The organism is Ferrimicrobium acidiphilum DSM 19497 (genome assembly GCF_000949255.1).
Taxonomy (GTDB): Bacteria; Actinomycetota; Acidimicrobiia; order Acidimicrobiales; family Acidimicrobiaceae; genus Ferrimicrobium; species Ferrimicrobium acidiphilum.
On record NZ_JXUW01000035.1, the window covers coordinates 1 to 17,396 of the forward strand.

The following is a 17,396-nucleotide window of genomic DNA, read 5'->3' on the forward strand; positions in this document are numbered from 1 at the left end:
GGGCCAGGTAGCGCCCGAGGAGACGGGGATCGAGGGCGACCTTGCCCTTGTCAGAGGCCCGACCCACCGCTGCTTTGATCTCGAGGAGCAACCCTGCCATCTCGCTTGCCCACCCCTGACCCATCTGGCTAGACACGTACTCGAGCTCTCGAAGGTGATGAGCATTGCAGAGAGCGTGCGTTGCATCTTCGTAGCGTAGGTAGGGCTTCCAACCATCGTGTTGAGCGACACCGGTGAACCCTGGTAGCACATCCATCGCGTCCATCGCTAAGATGCCTCGTCTCGGGTGCACGAAGTACAAGGTGAGCGACTCGCTAGAGGCACCATGTACCCACCAGAGCTTGCCCCTTACTCGAGCGCCCGTCTCGTCGAAATGCACGACCTTGGCTCGACTGAGTCCCTCTCGCAGCGTCTCTATGAATGGTTCCACTCTCTTGGAGGCTTCAGCGACCATAGCACAGATAGCTCCGGTCGACACCGGTGTTGCGAGCATGTCCCTGAGCACCTCTGCTGTGCGAGCATAGGGTAAGTGTTGGCCGACCACCAGTGACACTGCGAGCGCTCGTACCCGAGGTCCATAACAGGTAGGCGCCTTAGCCTCTGGGGGAAAGCTAGCGACGCTCAAGGTTCCACACCTACAGCGACGCCTTTGTACCCGGTGCTCGATCACCTCAGGTGCCATAGGAGGCAGGTCAAAGACCTGGCGGGCCTCAGTGTCGATGATGTCTGCGTCCCTGAGATCGCGTCCACAGCTCTTACAGTTCGAGGGTGCATGATAGAGCACCTTGTCTGGGTGTGCGACCGGTAAAAGACGTGCTCCCTTTGCTCCTGGCTGCTTGCCAGGGTGGCGCCCAGATGCACGCCGTAGCGAGCGCGGAGCTGGTTTTACATATCCGTCCGAGGAAGGGGGTTTGGAGGAGTTGTGCGAGTTGGTGTTGAGTCGGCCCTTAAGTTCTGCGATCTCACAGCGCAGCTCTGCGATAAGTCGATCCTGGTCCACCAGCTCCACGATGCGAGCCTCCAGCTTCTCGATCACCTCGGTTTGGGTCGCGACTTTGGCCTTGAGCGTCTCACAGTCACACACGAGCGTCGCGTAACTGGCCTGGCTCACGAAGCAGGGTTACCTTCACCGAGAAGCTTGGTCCGAAAGTTCCTAGAGAGCGGGTAGCAATAGATGTCTTTGACCCCGAGCGCGTAGGCCTTATTGCGGTCCAGCTTGCCTCGACCTTTGGTCTGGCCAACCCGAACCCAGTTAGCGGCCTTGTAACAGGTGCCTGCATAGCGGCCGACATCGACGAAGGTCTCGAGCAGTACCGGGGCGTAGCCATAACGCTCAACCCAGTGCCCTGGCAGGGCTCGTGCAACAGCACCAAGTAGGTGAGAGGCGAGATGAGGAACCCGCACCCAGGGCAGGATCAAATAACGAGGGTTTCCCACTACCAGATGCAGGCGCTGCCTTCTCGTCTTGGCGTCCCAGCCAATGAAGGTGTCCCGATCTTGGAGTGCCCACGCAGCTGCGCCAAAGCCAATAGCACCGAGAGGTCGGCCGTTGGAAATAGCGAGGTAACGTAGTTGAGCACCGGAGGCGCGGGTGTAGCCGAGATAGTGGAAGCGTCCGATGAGCTCATTCCATGTTGCGGAGTCAGAGCGGGTATCGACCTTAACAAGTGAGACAGAGTCGAGCTCGCCAAGCGAGCAGGCCAGCACGGGGCCCTCTTCGATCGTTGCCTCCAGGTGCCTCCTAGGAACTGGCTGTGGCCCTGTGGGTGCAGGCAGGGTGATGAGTCCGTCGGCCGCCATCTTGGCGAGTGCGACCCTCGCTGACATATCCTTTAACCCACCGTCTGGCTTTGTCCACCCAAGGGATCGACAGAGCGCCCGCGAGATTGATGCCCGGGTAGGATACGCCGGGTCCAAACAGAGGGTGCGCACTATCTCCATCTCCACCTCGGTGAACTCCCGGCCAACATAGCGGTAAAGAGAACCGTCTGCGCTCTTCGATGCCTGCCTACTGTTAGCCGCCACGCTCTCGGTGACGATACTCTCGCTGGATGATTGCCCGATCTGGTTCACAGTACCAAAGCTACAGGACTTTCTAGCGTGTGTCCAGCCGGGGGAGCCTTCACTACCGGCATCCGCTAGAACGTATGCAACCAGAGCCCGACTGCACCTTGGACGTTCCTCGGACAGAGACACAACGAAGCTGCTGTCCGAGACGCGCTACGAACCCTTGAACCGCTTCGCCCTAGCGACCGAGAAACACTTCCCTCGCAGCTTCACCCGACCGACTCTCGGTGGTGACCTGAATAGTTACGATTTTATTAGATTTCGGGGCCCTGTTGAGGATATCATGGACAGGCTACAGGGCTGGGTCACACGCCTTCTTGACAAGCTAGATGAGATTGTAGCAAAGCTCGCTAAGGGATCTACCTTCTCACTATCGGTTGGGAGCACCATTGCGATAACCATTAATTTTCCACCGGTCGCATAACGCAGTTGGAGGTTCTGTTTAGAGTCTCATGGCCGTCGGCTAATGTTTCGAACAGAAGCCGCACCACTTAAGGGGCCGTAGTGATAGGGTTAGACCTGTCCGGTACTGAGGTGCGAAGACTTTGTTTGCCGCGATCGAGGCTGTCAGAGCCCTGACACGAGTTCGAACACCCCAAGTAGTAGTGGATGTCTAGTTGAGATCTTTCTGCATCACGATAGTCATCTCCTTGTAGCCGACGGAGTTGTAGAGTGAGCGGGCAATCGGGTTGTTTGCGAAGACTTGCAGTCCAAGCGCAGTCGCGGAGTTTTCCTTTGCTAATCGATCACAAAGCTCCATAAGTTGACGCCCATACCCCTTGCCTCGGTATGGCTCGTAAGTCTGTACCCACCAGACCCACCAGACTCTATGATCAGGCCCGTTTGGACCTACCCAGAGCTCTCCGACTCTCTCATGACCGCTTATCGCCCAACCTGCGAGTTGCCCTGGCGCGGGAACTCCGTCGGGGAAGGTACGAGAATATGAAGCTGCCGCGTTAGCGTCTGCCTCGACCTGGCTAATGCCAACGCTCAACAGTTCACGTACGTAGGAGGCCTGCATGGTAAGGAGCCAACTTTCCCGTGCCTGCTGATCGAACTCAAGAAACGTCATCGTCGCCATCTGCCCACCCTAGCAACGCGAGTGTTCAGTTGTCTTTCGGACTCTCGCGCATCCGTCATCCAGCTTCACTCGTTCCGGCAAACTCCCAATGCGCACTGACGCTGTTAGCAGTTCAGCGCAGGAGTGATCGTGTCTTTAGGCGCGCAGGAGATTCGATGGTCGGTTTATCAGCGGTGCTAGTGCTGCGCTAGGATGCGGAGAGGATTCATGATTGCTACGCCTTTCACTCCCTGGGCAGCAGGCATCATCTGGCAACCTCGCCGTTACGGTGCCCTCTTCTTCTCCAGTTGTATTGCGATAACGATTTGTGCCAGCGCCAATTTTCAGTGCCCGAGGTCTTTGTGGGATCAACGTGTACTGAACAGGAAGGGTTGGTGAACGCTTCGCTGGCTGCTAACGAATTAGCGCTTTTGGCAGCCCTTGTCAGCTTGCACCGATACAAGGCAGTCCATGTCATGGATGTGGACTGCCCCCACAGCTAAAAAAGTGAAGTTGGAAAGTCTACGCATGAAACTATGGCCAGTTTGTGTGCTATTGGGTAGAGGACTCGAGGGTGATTTTGGACGGGCATTGGAGGCTCTCTCAGAGTGCGATGTGTTGTATGGCGAGCCGACATTGGTTTTCCGATGGACCCTCCAGATATCGATCGTGGTCGTCGCCGGATCAGTTCAACATCGACTGTAAGAGAGAGGAGGTTGGTTCAACTCAGAGCAAAACTTGGGTCGCATGCAAAGGTATGCGACCAGTTCTCATGGAGCTATTTGGTCTAGGACACAAGGTGATCGGTCGCCCAGGTGGCGAGTTGATCGAGCACGGGGACGATGGCAGCCCCTGCATCAGTCAGTTGATATATGACCCCCGGTGGACGAGTGTCTTTGACCGACCTGGTCAAGAGTCCAGCTGCCGTAAGTTCGTTAAGCCGTTCAGATAACACCGAATCGGTTATTGGCAGAAGAGCCCTGCGCATTTCGGAGAAGCTTGCAGGTCCACTGCTGAGCGTGCCTAGAACAAGCCCACTCCAGCGCTTACCAAGTAGTTCGAAGGCACGAACTAACCCGGCATCACAGTGCCGGATGGCGCAGTCTTCTCGTGCGAACTCCATGAGGGCAATGCTAACCGAATGAGCACCACTCTGTCTACCACGGGTATCGGCATGGTACTAGTGTTTTCCTAGTATATTGGTAAATAGTAGCCAGCAGGAGGATACGACTATGCAACTATTTCGTCTTGACGCAAGCATCCGTACAGAGGGATCTCACAGTAGCCAGATCGCAGATATTGTCCAGCAGGAGTGGTGTGACGTTCATCCTGACGGTCGCATAGTCACCCGTCACCTCGGGAGCGATCCAATCCCAGCAACGGCCTGGCCGCTGGCAGTGAATGCCACATATACTCCTCCGGAACAGCGGACGAATGAACAGGTTGAAGCACTCGCGCTTGTTGCCAAGCTCACCGATGAATTGCTTGATGCTGATGCCGTCATTGTGGCTGCTCCACTCTATAACTTCGGCGTCTCACAGCACTTGAAGGCTTGGGTTGACATGATTATTGCTGATCCACGGATGAGCGCTGAAGTTGGCCCTCTCGAGGGAAAGCCAGCGGTACTGGTGACCGCTCGAGGTGGGGCCTATGGGCCAGGGACGCCACGAGAGGGATGGGATCACGCGACACCATGGATGCGCCGTATTCTCGCCGATGTATGGAAGCTTGACCTCCGCGTTGTCGAAACAGAGTTCACGCTGGTTGGAGTAAATCCTGCACTCGATGAATTTCAGGATCTCGCCGCCGATATGCGTAAAGCGGCCGAGACCGAGGCGCGTGAGCACGGTCGCGCCATCGCACTAAGCGAGGCGGCAGCTTAGCTTCGTAGAAGCTGCTTCGCACGGTTCTTACCATGATCCCATGGTCGCTTCTTACGTCCACAGGTCGGTAGATATCTGGTTGGACGCTGCATAGCTATGGTCACTAAGATCGCAGGTTGGTAGTTCTATGCGTTGGTCGATTTGCGCCACCTGGTCTCGAGTCCAGATTGTTTGGCTCTGCTAAGATTGAGTTTGTCAGCGGTGTCACCGCGTGCTGAATCTTGACGATGACAAAATCTAGACGATGGTAAAGATCCACTCCGGTCAGACGATCCGTGATTCATGACGCGGGTGGTGCAGCCAGCACACACCCCGGCTCCTGAGTTGTCTTCACTACATCGAATCGTTCCACTTAGTTGATTCCACCGACTATCGAGGTTCTGGATTGAACCGCCATACTAGACAAGCTGTTCGAATGGGAGCCACAACTGGATTTGATGATCTCGGAGGAGCGGGCTTTGAGCGATTATTCCAGTTCCTTGTCCTCGGTAGAAGAATGCCTGTTGCCGCCGGTATGGCTGCACTCAGGGATGAAAATGCCAATGCATCTCGCCATCTCTTCGGGTTTGGGAGCTTGTCGATGACCGACTCCTACCTCTAATTCAAGATCACAGAGTTCACACGAACGGCGTCGAGTTCGCGACACGGTCTTATCCGGCGTCATCAACCAGCTTGACTTGGGGTCGTCGGTGGATCAACGGTCGTAACGCCGGATCGGAGCAGGATCCGCAGGCCTTCAGTTGGGCATCTCCTCACGGTGTGGGTCTGTATAACTCGTATAGTCGTCGGTGAGATGCAACGGAATGATATTTGATGGGCCTGCCTGAGTAATTTCAGTCCAATGACAATATCCATAAATCGGTGGTATCACGTTGGTGCTTTGCCTGAAAGAGCGTGCGGTGTGGCCGACTCTTTTTGCAGCTGATCTCGAGCGACAGATAAAGATGTGGAACGCTCCTAACTAGTCCAATGGTGATGAATGGCATCAGACTGGTCCACAGGAGAGGCGATGAGGATCAGGCGTGGGCCCCAAAGAGAGACGATCGTGACTCGTGCTTACCCCGTGTATGGCCAAGGTCCCCTCGCGGCGACCATGGAGCGTACGGTATTGAGAGAATTGACACTCTCAGACTGCTTGATTGTAGGACTGGTAGAGGTCGTGGGCCTCGAGTATGTTCATGGCTTGGGTGCTATCCTTCACTGCTAACGGCTCCTTTTAGGATTGGCGATGACAACAATCACCTCCTATGACCCATAGGGAGCCTGTTCTCTTGTTGCGGACGCCTACTACCTGATTGCCTAGATCTCTAGGTTCCCAACAGTGCCATGCAGTTTTGGTGTCCGCCGCCGTGCAAATATTTGTCCGTCAACGTGCAGTTTTGCGTGTCCGCCAGTAGGTAGACAACCCTCGGGATGCATAGGCGTTCTAGGTGATATAGTTGACAAACTTGGTGGTGATAGGTGGCTGCCATTTTGGACAAGCGAATCGTTCGATCGCTAGTTTTTTGCAAGGTTCCACCCTGAAGGAGCAGCTAATGAGGGTTATTGCAATCGAAGAGCATTTCGCTCCACGAGATCTCGAGGCAGATCGCGGTGGTTCGGCGAGATATCCTGGCGAACTCGGTGCTCGTCTCGATGAGGTTGGTGACCAACGCATAGCTGACATGGATCGTAATGGGATCTCCTATCAGGTGTTAGCCTCGACCCCACCTAATGCCTCGACTGCCACTGAGGCTGCTAGGTGGAACGACAGACTCGCTGAGATCATTGCTGTCCATCCGAATAGATTCGGGGGGTTCGCATCTCTGTCCACTCCTGAGCCCGACTCTTGCAGTGCCGAATTGGAGAGGGCAGTCACAGAGCTCGGGTTCTGTGGCGCGATGATCCACGGCCATGCAAACGGCGTCTTCTGCGACTCACCCGACCTATGGCCCACTTTTGAGAAGGCAGAGGAGCTCGGAGTTCCGATCTATCTCCACCCAACTCCCCCTGTTCCAGCGGTGTTTTCGGCTTACTACAGCGATCTGAAACCCGAAGTTGCACAAGTGCTGTCTACGAGTGGTTGGGGATGGCATGCAGAGACTGGGTTGCATGCGTTGCGGCTTATCGTGGGAGGAGTCTTTGAGCGCTTTCCAGCTCTGCAGGTCATCATTGGCCACATGGGGGAGAATGTCCCATTCTCACTCGCGAGGGCAGAGGCGACGCTCGGGCGGGTTACTCCCGAACTGACTCGCTCGATAACCCAGACATTTTGTGAGAATTTTTATGTGACAACTTCAGGCTACTTCACAGTTCCTCCGTTAATGTGCGCCATGATGGTCGTTGGCGTGGACCGGATCATCTTTTCAGTCGACTATCCGTTTGCTCGCAACCAGGACGCTCGAGCCTTTCTCGATACCATGCCGCTCTCGCTTCAAGATCGACATAAGATTGCGCATCAAAATGTTGAACGACTACTGTCGATTCCTGATTAGGGATAGTAGCCGACGATCGACCTTACAGCTGGTCCGTTCTTACAGCTGGTCCGTCGTGACGTGCTCATAGATAAGCGCGATGTTTAGCTGCCAGCACGGTCTTGAAGGGACGATAGTAGCAGACTCGCTGGGGTATCGTGGAGATGACCGGCGAACATGCCCAACCTTCTCAACCCGGCGTGCACGCCGCCTCCTGTTCTCAGCGAACCTCTCTGATCTGCTAGCTACGGCGCGGCTATGGGAACGGCAAAAGGCGAATGCAATTCAGATTAACTGAGACTATGTCGTATAGATGTGGTCCGATGTGCAGGCAACCAGCTTTACTGAAAGCCGCAGAAGCGCTTTTTAAATAAATATAAGCGCTATCTAGGGTTGGATTCATGGCTTGGAAATATTATCTGACCAGCTCATTGTGATCAGGTTGTCTGTGACGCCATGACCATAGATGCTGCTATTGGAGCGACCCAACTGCGACGACAGATCCGTATTCCAATTAATATGACTAAATTAGTCGGAATTAACCAGCGTGAGGGGCAGATGATGACAGATGAGTCGAAAACGCTGACGGTAGAGGAGATAAAGGCTCGCTCGAGTTGGCTGCGTGGGAACGTGGCTCAGGAGCTGCAGGAAGATTCAACGAGCTTTGAAGCCGATACCGCCCAGATTCTTAAGTTCCACGGCATATACGTCCAGGACAACCGGGATACGCGAGCTGAGCGTATCCGTGCCAAGGTCGAGCTTGACCATCGGTGTATGATTCGCGTCGCGATCCCGGGAGGAAGACTGAGCGCAGACCAGTATCTGGCGCTAGATGCACTGGCAAGGAAGTTGGGAAGCGGTAGCTTGCGTCTTACCACCCGGCAGGGAATCCAGTTTCATTTTGTCGCCAAGGCTGATCTTGGAGAGCTGATGAACCTTATCAACGATACGCTTCTTACGACCTGGGGTGGTTGTGGAGATGTGGTTAGAAACGTGACGGCCTGCCCCTCCTCAGATGAGGGGGTAAAGCGACTTGGACTAGACGAGTTGGCCCAGACTATCTCCCTCCAATTCAAGGCTCCATCGGATGCCTACTACGAACTTTGGATCGACGGCACACGAGTACCGAACCAGGTGCTTGGAGCGGCGCCGGTCGCCGAGTCCGTATACGGACCCACCATGCTTCCTAGGAAGTTCAAGATCGGCCTGACGACCTCTCGCGATAACTGTGTCGATGTATTCTCGTGCGATGTGGGGCTTGTGATCGACGTCAACGATCCTCGTAGAGTGAGGATCTATGCCGGCGGTGGTCTTGGTCGCAGCGGCACCGACGATACAACCTTTGCCCGCTTGGGTGATCTGCTCGGAGAGGTAGATCGACTTCAGGTTCTCGATGTAATCACCGCGATCGTGGGACTACATCGAGATGAGGGCAACAGGGAGGATCGGAGCCATGCCAGGCTCAAATATCTGGTCGAAGCAAGAGGAGTCTCCTGGGTGCGAAGCGAGGTGGAACGACGTGGTGGAGTGTCTTTCTCTGCGGCTACTCCCGATACTTTCGTAGTCGAGGATGATCACTTAGGTGAGCTGGTAACTGACAACGACCACTTTGATTTTGGCGTCAAGCTACCAAGCGGACGGATCGTGAACCGCGAGAATGGACGTTATCTGGACGGAGTAGCCGCCATCGTCGATGAGTTCAATCCAGAACTAGCCATCACCGCTCGCGGTGATCTCATCGTCAGAGGTGTCGCGGTGAGCCAACGGGATCGACTTCGTGAACTCTTGGCGCTGCACGGCATTGATGCACCTGAAGAGTTGAGTCCACTACATCGGGCGTCGTTCGCATGCGTCGCGTTACCAACTTGTGGATTGGCGCTCGCTGAGTCGGAGCGTTACCTACCAGAGTTTCTTGATGAGTTCCACACCATGCTTGCTGAGCTATCGATGTCGGAAGAGTCTTTCGAGGTGCGAATGACCGGCTGTCCGAACGGATGTGCTCGACCATACCTGGGTGAGATCGGCATCGTTGGTCGGTCGAAGCGCTCTTATGACATCTTCATAGGCGCTGATCGCCACGGAACTCGTCTCAACACCCTGTTTGCCCGAGATGTGGATCGGGGTGCGCTCGTCTCCGGACTCGAACCTTTGGTCAGGCGATATCGTGATCAACGCCGAGCGGGCGAGAGCTTTGGTGACTTCTATTTCAGACTCGATGATGAGGAGATCGCATCGGTGAGACCTGCATCGCGCCAACGGCGATCTCGTGCTAAGAGCGAATCATGATGGTGAAGTTGCGCCTCGAGAACCGGATGGTTGTGGTGATAGGAGCGTCGGATGAGGCGGTTCAACGGGCCAACTCCTTTGCGAACCAGGGTGCCCGTGTGCTGCTTGTCGGCACGCCAGCGGGCGGTTGGGCGTCGCTGATCTCGATCCAAGATGACTCATCCATGAGCTGCCGTTACGCCAAGCGTCCTAGTCGCAAGGATCTAAAGCGAGCTGCTCTAGTGGTTGCTACCGATCGTGACGACGTCATCAATACGTGGCTGTCAGACAAAGCTAAACGTTATCGATTTTTGTTGAATACGCTCGACGTGCCTGAGTACTGCGATTACTACCATGTCGCGATCCGGCGACCGCATCTAGACATCGAAATTGGAGTATCGACTGACGGTCATTCGCCAGCGTTCGCATCCTCGCTGGCGACACGACTCGCCAAAACGGTCACCGACGACGACTGCCATACCTATGAGGTATTGAAACAGATTCGCCAACAGCTACGACAGCAGGGTCAGTCGCCGAGCTCACTCGATTGGGTTCAACTCGAACTCGAGACCCGTCAGTCGCGACTGCGGGAGACCCGTCAGGCGCAGCTTTAGCACTTATGGCTAGACGTACGCCACAGGTGTATCGGCTACTATATTCGTTTAGGGATATCTCTATAAGTTAAGTTATAGATACGTGTATTCAACTTTGATGGGAGAGGAAGAGATTGTCTGACTTATTACACGCACCGGTTGTTTGGTTCACTGGTCTATCCGGGGCCGGCAAGTCCACGATCGCCAAGCGTGTCGCCGACGAACTTCGCGAAAGTGGAGTTGGAATCGAGTGGCTCGATGGCGATGAAGTTCGTTCTATTCTCTCCCCCGATTTGGGATTCACGAGAGCTGACCGCGACCTCCAAGTGACTCGCCTTGGCTATATCGCCTCACTCTTGGCCCGCAATGGCGTCGTAACGATCGTCTCTGCGATCAGCCCTTACGAGGAGAGTCGCAAGCGGGCACTCGAAATGTGTCATCGCAGTGTCCTGGTTCACGTTGATGCACCGCTGTCGGTTCTTGAGGCTCGCGACACCAAAGGGTTGTATCGGCGGGCGAGAGAAGGGTCGCTGCTGGGGCTGACTGGTGTGGACGATCCTTATGAGTCGCCGCTGGATCCGGATCTGCGCATCGATACATCATCTATGACGATTGATGAGGCAGTCGCCAAAGTGTTGTTGGCACTCACTCCTCAGGAGGCCCGTATTGGCTGACTTGAATGCATCCATTGCCGTCATAGAGGAGGCGATCGGTAGCTATCCGGACCTCGCCGTTACCACGGGACTCAATATCTCTGGGTCAGTGCTACTTGATCTCGTCTCGCGCTCTAACTTCTCTGGCGCCGTCCTCTTTGTAGATACCGGATACCACTTTCCTCAGACCCTCTCTCTTTGGGAGGAGCTCCAAGATCGCTACTCAGAGATGAACTTCGTAGCCCTTGGCGCTGATAACCCTCCAGACACTCTGTACAGTCGTGATCCCGAGTTGTGCTGTTCGTTGAACAAGGTAGCGCCTTTAGAGAACTATCTCCAGGAGCATCGAGTCTCTGCTGTCCTGAACGCCAGGACCAGGGTCAGTTCACCCGGACGTCGCGACCTCTCGGTGATCGAGCACGGGACCCGGGTTCGCATCAATCCCCTTATTGAGTGGTCCTACGAGGACTTAGAACACTACCTCGAAGATCGAGATATACCGTACCATTCGCTCTATCACGAGGGTTACCTGTCCATGGGGTGCTGGCCGTGTACTGGGCCGGTTAAGCCAGGGCAGGATCCGAGATCAGGAAGATTTATGGGGCAGGGGCGAAGTGAGTGTGGGATCTGGCTCGACGTAAAAAAGGCATGAGCGCTTACTCCAAATCGGTTATCAATCTTCATCATCCACGAAAGGCGGTTGACACCTATGTCGCGCGCACTTATTACAAGCCAAGTCGATAGAAGCGCTACGCTTGAGCCCGCTGGCGAGATCGGCCCAGATTCGCTAGCGGTGGAGTGCTCTGCCCGTCAGCTGGCTGACTTGGAGATGCTCGCAACCGGTGCGTATGCACCGGTGATGACCTTTATGGGTCAGGACGATTGGAGGAGTTGTGTCGAGTCGATGCGCCTTGCGGATGGAACTTTATGGCCAATCCCTATAACTCTACAGTTGTCTGCCAGTGCTGTTCCTGCATCGACGAGCGAGATCCGGCTGATGAGCCATGGTCGCCATATCGCCACGCTAGCAGTGTCGGAGCGCTTCACTCCAGATCTGCACCGAGAGGCGGAGATGGTCTATGCTACGTCCTCACGTGAGCATCCTGGAGTAGCTGCCCTGTACGAGGCGGGCGATTTGGTGGTGAGTGGCCGATTGAGTTTTCACGCGCTGCCACGCTCCTTCGCCGGACCCGAGTACTTGACCCCCTTTGAGACCAGGCTCGCTGTCGAGCAGAGAGGATGGCGAACCGTGGTGGGTTTCCAGACCAGGAACCCAGTGCACCGAGCACATGAGTACCTACACAAAGTAGCGCTTGAGCTCTTCGACGGTCTGCTTCTTCACCCCTTGGTGGGTGAGACCAAGAGCGACGATATCTCTGCCGAGGTTCGAATGCGGGTTTACAAGGCTTTGCTAGACAACTATTACCCTCAGGAACGCGTGCTTCTAGCCGTGTATCCGGCCGCCATGCGATACGCGGGTCCGCGTGAAGCTCTCCTCCACGCGCTTTCGCGCAAGAACTACGGCTGTACCCACTTCATAGTTGGTCGAGATCACGCTGGGGTCGGAGACTTTTACGGCACATATGCGGCTCAAGAGCTCTTCGATAAAATTGATCCAGATGAGCTTGGAATCGACATCATTCGGTTTGAGCACAGCTTCTACTGCACCAGGTGTGAACATGTGGCTTCGAAACGGACCTGTCCGCATGATTCAAGCCAACATCTCGCCCTATCTGGCACCAAGGTTCGATCTTTGCTAGTTGAAGGGGAGACGCTCCCGGCTGAGTTCTCTCGTCCAGAGGTCGCCGCCATCCTCGCCGAGGAGTATCGCTAACGCGATTGTTGCTCAACAATATTGCCTAACAGTATCGTTCAAGAATGTCGATGAACTTCGCCCACAGCGAGCGGAGTAGGCCCTAGAGCCACAAAAATGCAGTGGGCAGGTACCGTGCTGCCACTCATGCAAGACACCGGATCTACGCCACTTTTACGGCCTCTGTGTCCACGCTATCTGCCCTCCTTTGACCCCGGTCTACGAATTGATCTTCTAGCCTGGTTCTCGAGTCGGCGATGCGCCAATGGAGGTCTGTGCAAGGTGGGGAGGTTCCTCCCCACCTTGTGAACTCCGTTCCCAACGAACCTCGCGACTGCGTGAAGTCATCCACGGTCTTCCTCGTGTGGAACATGATGTCTCTGGTGGGTACTCTCCCCAGTGGCGACAGCTATTGTCAAGTGCATGAACTCATCAGAGCTCGTGTAGCTATGCTATGTGCGTGATCTGGTGGATCGCCACTACTTTCGACCGTTGACTATTTTGGAAATGGCGAGAGTATCCAAGATGTCGAGTGCTAACTTTTCAGGCAAGTTTCGGCTAGCTTATGGCGAGACGCTGTACAGTTGCCCTTTGAAGACGTGAATTAAACGAGCGCAAGCGCTTTTTCGCCATGACGACTTGTTCGCGAGCGTCTACTTCGTTGTTGGCGACCTGTCGTTAGCTTCATTTGGCGCTCGTTCTACTCAAGTTATCTGTGTGTCCCCGTCTGATTACCGCCTATGAGACCACGGCGATCTCGAGATGCTTGCACCGTGTCTGCGGAGATTGGCGACACGACCGGGAGGCACCCTCGAGCTTCCAGTGTCATCGTGCTGATAGAGCTGGTTCCCAATCGGCTCGATGTGTAGGCATCTCTGTAAGTCGATCAAGTAAGCAGGATCGGTCAAGTAAGCAGGATCGTAGAAGAGTCGATCGAGCCAAGACGCCTACTTATAGCCCTACGAACGCAACCAGCTCCTCGATGTTCATTCCGATTCACGACCCTGAAGCTGCCCTAGTGCTCTATCGCGATGTACTCGGTCTTGATGCGAGTGTTGGTGGCTTTGACTGAGTCACCGTCGGCGCTCCTGGTCAAGACGTTGGGATTGTTCTGTTTCAACCTCACGGAGGTCGCTCGCAGGCCGAGGGGGATGCTCTTCTGGCTCTGGTGACACAAGGATTGCTACAGGCGGCGATCTTCAACCCTGACGACCTGGACGCGACTTTTGAGAACATCAAGGCATCGGGCGCTGAGATTATTGAGGAGCCTACCTCACAACCCTGGGGTGTGCAAGACTGCGCCTTTCGCAATCCATCGGACAACCTTGTTCAGATCGCGCAGGCCTGACTCTCGAATCGGGCGACCAAGCGCTTGGCTGCTGCTTCAAATAGTTGGAGATGGCAGTCTCTGGAGTAACCGCAACCTGGCCCGGATGGAGCTGAAGGTTGTCGGATGGTCGAGGTGATAACGGTGTGACTTCCGAGTGCCCGACGGGCAAGACCCGTTTGGTGACTGCCCTGCGCGGATGCCCATGTCCTGCTGGCGCGGTTGGAGACGGTAGGCATCAAGAGCTGGCGGAGTCGGGATTGATCGTGGATTCAGGGCATTTTGACGAGACCGGAGGTGACCTATTGATCGCTAGCATTGGCCCATGTCCGATGTTTTGTATCACTATCAGCGAGTGAGCGAGGGTTTCGGGTCTCGCCTCCTAGCTCTCAAGCCTGGGCAGCTATCGCTTCCCACGCCGTGCTCTGATTGGGATGTTCGAAATCTAGTTGTCCATGTCATTGATACCCACTGGCGAGTAGCGAGTATGCCGGAGCGAGAAGCAGACCCAGCTGGTGATCTCATGAGCCAGTGGTCCGACGCTACTGCTGCCGTGCAGACGGCACTTGCTGACCCCGAGACCTCGGCAACGCTTGTTGGAGGTATGTTTGGTGAACGCTCGTTTGCGTCGTTGGTGGATAGTCTTTTATCTGCCGATACCCTCTTTCATACCTGGGACTTGGCTCGGGCCACTAGTCAGGGCGAGGAGTTGGACAAGGAGGCGGTGACTCGAGCGTTAGCGTACCTAACCCCACTCGATGAAGCCATCCGTCGACCAGGCGGCTTTGGACCAAAGATCGATTCGGCGCCTGGTGCAGACATTCAAACTCGCTTTCTCAATTTTGGCGGTAGGGCCGTCTAGACGAGATCGGCAAGGCTCAGTCTCAAGGTTGTCGGAGAGGTAACACCTTATTGTCTGGGACAGACAAGCATCGCTTGACGTTGCATCCGGACGGACGAGACATCTGCTTATCTGCACTCGGCTTGAATGATCGATGGCGAGAAGGATCTTTGTCGGTGGCCTTGGGTCCAGACCTTGCGCTCGAGTGCTCGCCTGCGAGCTAAGTAATTTGCGAGACGTTTGTACAGGGACCCAACGATACGATCGGCTACTCAGGCCGATCGATCTTCGCGGCTGATCTTCTCTGGGTGGCGCTGGGCTCCAGCGCAACAACTACTGACCTCGGTCGATATGCGTGTCGCTAAGGTGTAGAAAAGTCCGGGTAGGGTCTTCCAAGCCATCCTTGCAGGGTGTTGGCATAGGCCAGTTGGAAGCCTAACGGTTCATCGTAGTCGCGTTCAAATAACGCGATGAAGAGTGTCAGAGTCAAAAAGGGATGGGCGCCGAGTTCGAATAGAGCGGCGTAGTCCTGATTGACAAGAGCTTGGCGCTCGGCCGCCTCAAAGGATAGCCAAGTTGTTGCTTCTCCGCCATGGCAGTTTAAGAGCTTTCTTGCATACTCATCTTCCCACCAGGTGACCGTCGCTACTGGATTGGTTCTATAGCGTTCGACCAGCTCCGGGTCTCGGTCGATGGTGTAGAGGAACTTGTCCAACAGGTATTTACTCAACCTAAGCCTCCTTTGGGTACCAGGTGAAGTAGGCCTCCATCGTATGGAACAGATCGAGAGAATCAACATAGTCAGCCTTGACACCCTCACCAGCCACACCCATCATGAGGAGGAAATCCATGAATCCATGGGTTGCATTGCCGGGCTTAGCAAGCATGTCGAGATCTATGTTGGCAAGCGCAGTCCCCACATCCCCGCTAGCGATCCATTCGACAGCGGTGCGATCGAACTGAGGATCTGGTCCGTGGGGACCAAATTGCCGGGGCCCGCCGAGTTCCAGCGAGAGGTGGCCGGTGCCAATAATGGCGACGCGTAGGTTCGACTCCCAGCGTTCGATGATCTGACGAAGCGCACGACCCAAGGCGACGAAGCGTTCGGGTTGTGGCAAAGGAGGTGCGAAAATGTTCGTGTAAACCGGGACCACCGGCAGGTCATTTTGCGGTCTTAGTGTAATGATTGGGCAGGTAACGCTGTGGTCAAGCCGGAGCTCATTGCTAAAAGCCAGGTCGAAACCTAGGTCTAGTCCGCTTCGCAGGATATGATTTGATAGCGCGACGTTCCCCTGCAGGACCATTTTCGGCATCCCGAATTCACGTTCTTCGTTGTACCAGTTGGCATCGTAGACCGGCGCATTGCCGACAAGAAACTGAGGCATGTTGTCGAGCCATAGCTGATGAAAGTGATCGGATCCCACCAGGACTAGAAGGTCGGGTCTGGCAGTGGTAAGCGTCTCTCTAAAGGCAGCAACCTTTGCAATCCACTCCTCGGCAAATGCGGGTCGTTGGTCAACTGGCATAGTCGATGTTCGGTAGAAAAATGGGTGGTGGGTTGAGGCGATGATGGCCGCTATTTTTGCCATTTGGGATTCTCCTTCTAATCTTTGGACTCAAAAGGCTGGTCAGCTTGAAATGGGCTTGGTTCGTACCTTGCTCCGTGTTCCACATGGAGGTAGATGTCCATGCCGATCGGATTTCGCAGCTCCTCGGCTATCTGGCCGAGTAGACCAGCCGATCGCGCAAGAAGAGATACCCCACGAAGCACCTCAACGGGTATGCCCAGGTCACACAGGGCTGCACCGCATACTCCGGCACCGTTTAGTGGAAGCTGTCTGCCTAACACTGGCGCATGGACCCGTCCAATGGCGGCAAATAGAGAGAGGTGGTCGCCGTACAGACCCTCCTCACGGCACAGATCCATTAATACCGGAGTCCTCGGATCGACCTCTTTGTGTACCGGATGCCCCAACCCTGGGATGTAGAGCTTGTCTCGTTTGGCATCCTGGATGAGCCGGAGGGCAATCTCGTCCCATTCGTTCTCGGTTGTCGGATGCAGCGGAGCCTGAACGAGTGCACGATGCAAGAACCGACCAGTGTCCTCGGTTACGCCTAGGAATCTAGATCCTCCTCCAAGAAGGCCAGCGGCCATGGCTCCTTGGATGGAGTCAGGCGCCGATAGCAGGGTGAGGCGAGAGACGATGGCGGTAGGGGTAAAGCCATGATCGGCAAGTGCAACGAGCACCGCCTCGAAGATTCTTACCTCGGAGGCATTTGGCCTGCGCTGATTCAACATCCAGAGCGCCAACTCTCCGAAGCCGACCCTCCCCATCATATCCTCAGCCAGACTCTGGCCGAGGAGAGAGATTGTCCTCTCGTCGGAGCTGCCGAGGCCAGTTGGATAGCTGTCACTGTTCGTCACTTGACTTAATCCTTTG

The 17,396-nt window shown here is 55.3% G+C and carries 18 protein-coding genes; 11 read left to right on the plus strand and 7 right to left on the minus strand.

The features are described 5' to 3' along the window. Together tnpC and FEAC_RS12555 are read right to left on the minus strand one after the other, a co-directional pair. The coding region (tnpC, locus tag FEAC_RS12550) for an IS66 family transposase (RefSeq protein ID WP_052566371.1) at positions 1-1,111 on the minus strand (1,111 nt) is incomplete at its 3' end. Next, positions 1,108-2,073, minus strand: a complete 966-nt coding sequence (locus FEAC_RS12555; protein ID WP_152623247.1) for a DUF4338 domain-containing protein — start codon at positions 2,071-2,073, stop codon at positions 1,108-1,110. The genes FEAC_RS12555 and tnpC, both read right to left, overlap by 4 nt. Positions 2,074-2,350: 277 nt before the next feature. Between FEAC_RS12555 and FEAC_RS15670 the strand changes: the two genes are divergently transcribed. Beyond that, positions 2,351-2,491 (plus strand): hypothetical protein, encoded by a 141-nt coding sequence (locus FEAC_RS15670; RefSeq protein WP_160290403.1) that lies wholly within the window; start codon positions 2,351-2,353, stop codon positions 2,489-2,491. Positions 2,492-2,680: 189 nt separating this feature from the next. Here the strand turns inward: FEAC_RS15670 and FEAC_RS12560 are convergent, their stop codons facing one another. Further along, entirely contained in the window at positions 2,681-3,148 is a 468-nt protein-coding gene (locus FEAC_RS12560) for a GNAT family N-acetyltransferase (protein ID WP_052566372.1), read from the minus strand. A 766-nt stretch (positions 3,149-3,914) separates the two neighbouring features. Beyond that, the gene (locus FEAC_RS12565) at positions 3,915-4,250 is read right to left on the minus strand and encodes a winged helix-turn-helix transcriptional regulator (protein ID WP_035391229.1); all 336 of its coding nucleotides are present in this window, start codon (positions 4,248-4,250) and stop codon (positions 3,915-3,917) included. Positions 4,251-4,359: 109 nt separating this feature from the next. On the opposite strand from FEAC_RS12565, the gene FEAC_RS12570 reads away from it, so the two are divergent. The 10 genes from FEAC_RS12570 (at position 4,360) to FEAC_RS12620 (ending at position 14,976) form a co-directional block, all read left to right on the plus strand. Beyond that, positions 4,360-5,010 carry an FMN-dependent NADH-azoreductase gene (locus FEAC_RS12570; RefSeq protein ID WP_035391227.1) on the plus strand — a complete coding sequence of 217 codons (651 nt, stop codon included), beginning with the start codon at positions 4,360-4,362 and terminating at the stop codon, positions 5,008-5,010. A gap of 415 nt (positions 5,011-5,425) precedes the next feature. Further along, positions 5,426-5,611 (plus strand): hypothetical protein, encoded by a 186-nt coding sequence (locus tag FEAC_RS12575; RefSeq protein ID WP_035391225.1) that lies wholly within the window; start codon positions 5,426-5,428, stop codon positions 5,609-5,611. A gap of 934 nt (positions 5,612-6,545) precedes the next feature. Further along, positions 6,546-7,484: an amidohydrolase family protein gene (locus tag FEAC_RS12585; protein ID WP_035391248.1), complete on the plus strand. Its 939-nt coding sequence runs from the start codon at positions 6,546-6,548 to the stop codon at positions 7,482-7,484. A gap of 435 nt (positions 7,485-7,919) precedes the next feature. Beyond that, positions 7,920-9,749 (plus strand): NADPH-dependent assimilatory sulfite reductase hemoprotein subunit, encoded by a 1,830-nt coding sequence (locus FEAC_RS12590; protein ID WP_052566373.1) that lies wholly within the window; start codon positions 7,920-7,922, stop codon positions 9,747-9,749. Continuing rightward, positions 9,746-10,342: a precorrin-2 dehydrogenase/sirohydrochlorin ferrochelatase family protein gene (locus FEAC_RS12595; RefSeq protein ID WP_052566374.1), complete on the plus strand. Its 597-nt coding sequence runs from the start codon at positions 9,746-9,748 to the stop codon at positions 10,340-10,342. The genes FEAC_RS12590 and FEAC_RS12595 overlap by 4 nt, the downstream gene beginning before the upstream one ends. A gap of 113 nt (positions 10,343-10,455) precedes the next feature. After that, positions 10,456-10,995 (plus strand): adenylyl-sulfate kinase, encoded by a 540-nt coding sequence (gene cysC, locus FEAC_RS12600; protein ID WP_035391217.1) that lies wholly within the window; start codon positions 10,456-10,458, stop codon positions 10,993-10,995. After that, positions 10,988-11,626, plus strand: coding sequence for a phosphoadenylyl-sulfate reductase (locus tag FEAC_RS12605; protein WP_035391216.1), 639 nt, complete (start codon positions 10,988-10,990; stop codon positions 11,624-11,626). The genes cysC and FEAC_RS12605 overlap by 8 nt, the downstream gene beginning before the upstream one ends. 57 nt (positions 11,627-11,683) lie before the next feature. Further along, on the plus strand, positions 11,684-12,808 hold the full coding sequence (sat, locus tag FEAC_RS12610; RefSeq protein ID WP_052566375.1) for a sulfate adenylyltransferase: 1,125 nt from the start codon (positions 11,684-11,686) through the stop codon (positions 12,806-12,808). A gap of 1,090 nt (positions 12,809-13,898) precedes the next feature. Continuing rightward, positions 13,899-14,135: a VOC family protein gene (locus FEAC_RS12615; RefSeq protein ID WP_236684659.1), complete on the plus strand. Its 237-nt coding sequence runs from the start codon at positions 13,899-13,901 to the stop codon at positions 14,133-14,135. 304 nt (positions 14,136-14,439) lie between these two features. After that, on the plus strand, positions 14,440-14,976 hold the full coding sequence (locus FEAC_RS12620) for a TIGR03086 family metal-binding protein (protein ID WP_052566376.1): 537 nt from the start codon (positions 14,440-14,442) through the stop codon (positions 14,974-14,976). 340 nt (positions 14,977-15,316) lie between these two features. On the opposite strand, the gene FEAC_RS12625 is transcribed toward FEAC_RS12620, so the two are convergent. From FEAC_RS12625 to FEAC_RS12635, 3 genes are read right to left on the minus strand one after another with little or no spacing between them, the layout of a single operon-like run. Beyond that, the gene (locus FEAC_RS12625) at positions 15,317-15,685 is read right to left on the minus strand and encodes a hypothetical protein (protein ID WP_035391214.1); all 369 of its coding nucleotides are present in this window, start codon (positions 15,683-15,685) and stop codon (positions 15,317-15,319) included. Between the two features lies 1 nt (position 15,686). Further along, complete coding sequence (locus tag FEAC_RS12630; RefSeq protein ID WP_035391212.1) at positions 15,687-16,544, minus strand: DODA-type extradiol aromatic ring-opening family dioxygenase; 858 nt, start codon at positions 16,542-16,544, stop codon at positions 15,687-15,689. A 14-nt stretch (positions 16,545-16,558) separates the two neighbouring features. Further along, complete coding sequence (locus FEAC_RS12635; RefSeq protein ID WP_035391210.1) at positions 16,559-17,380, minus strand: citryl-CoA lyase; 822 nt, start codon at positions 17,378-17,380, stop codon at positions 16,559-16,561. Positions 17,381-17,396: the final 16 nt, after the last annotated feature.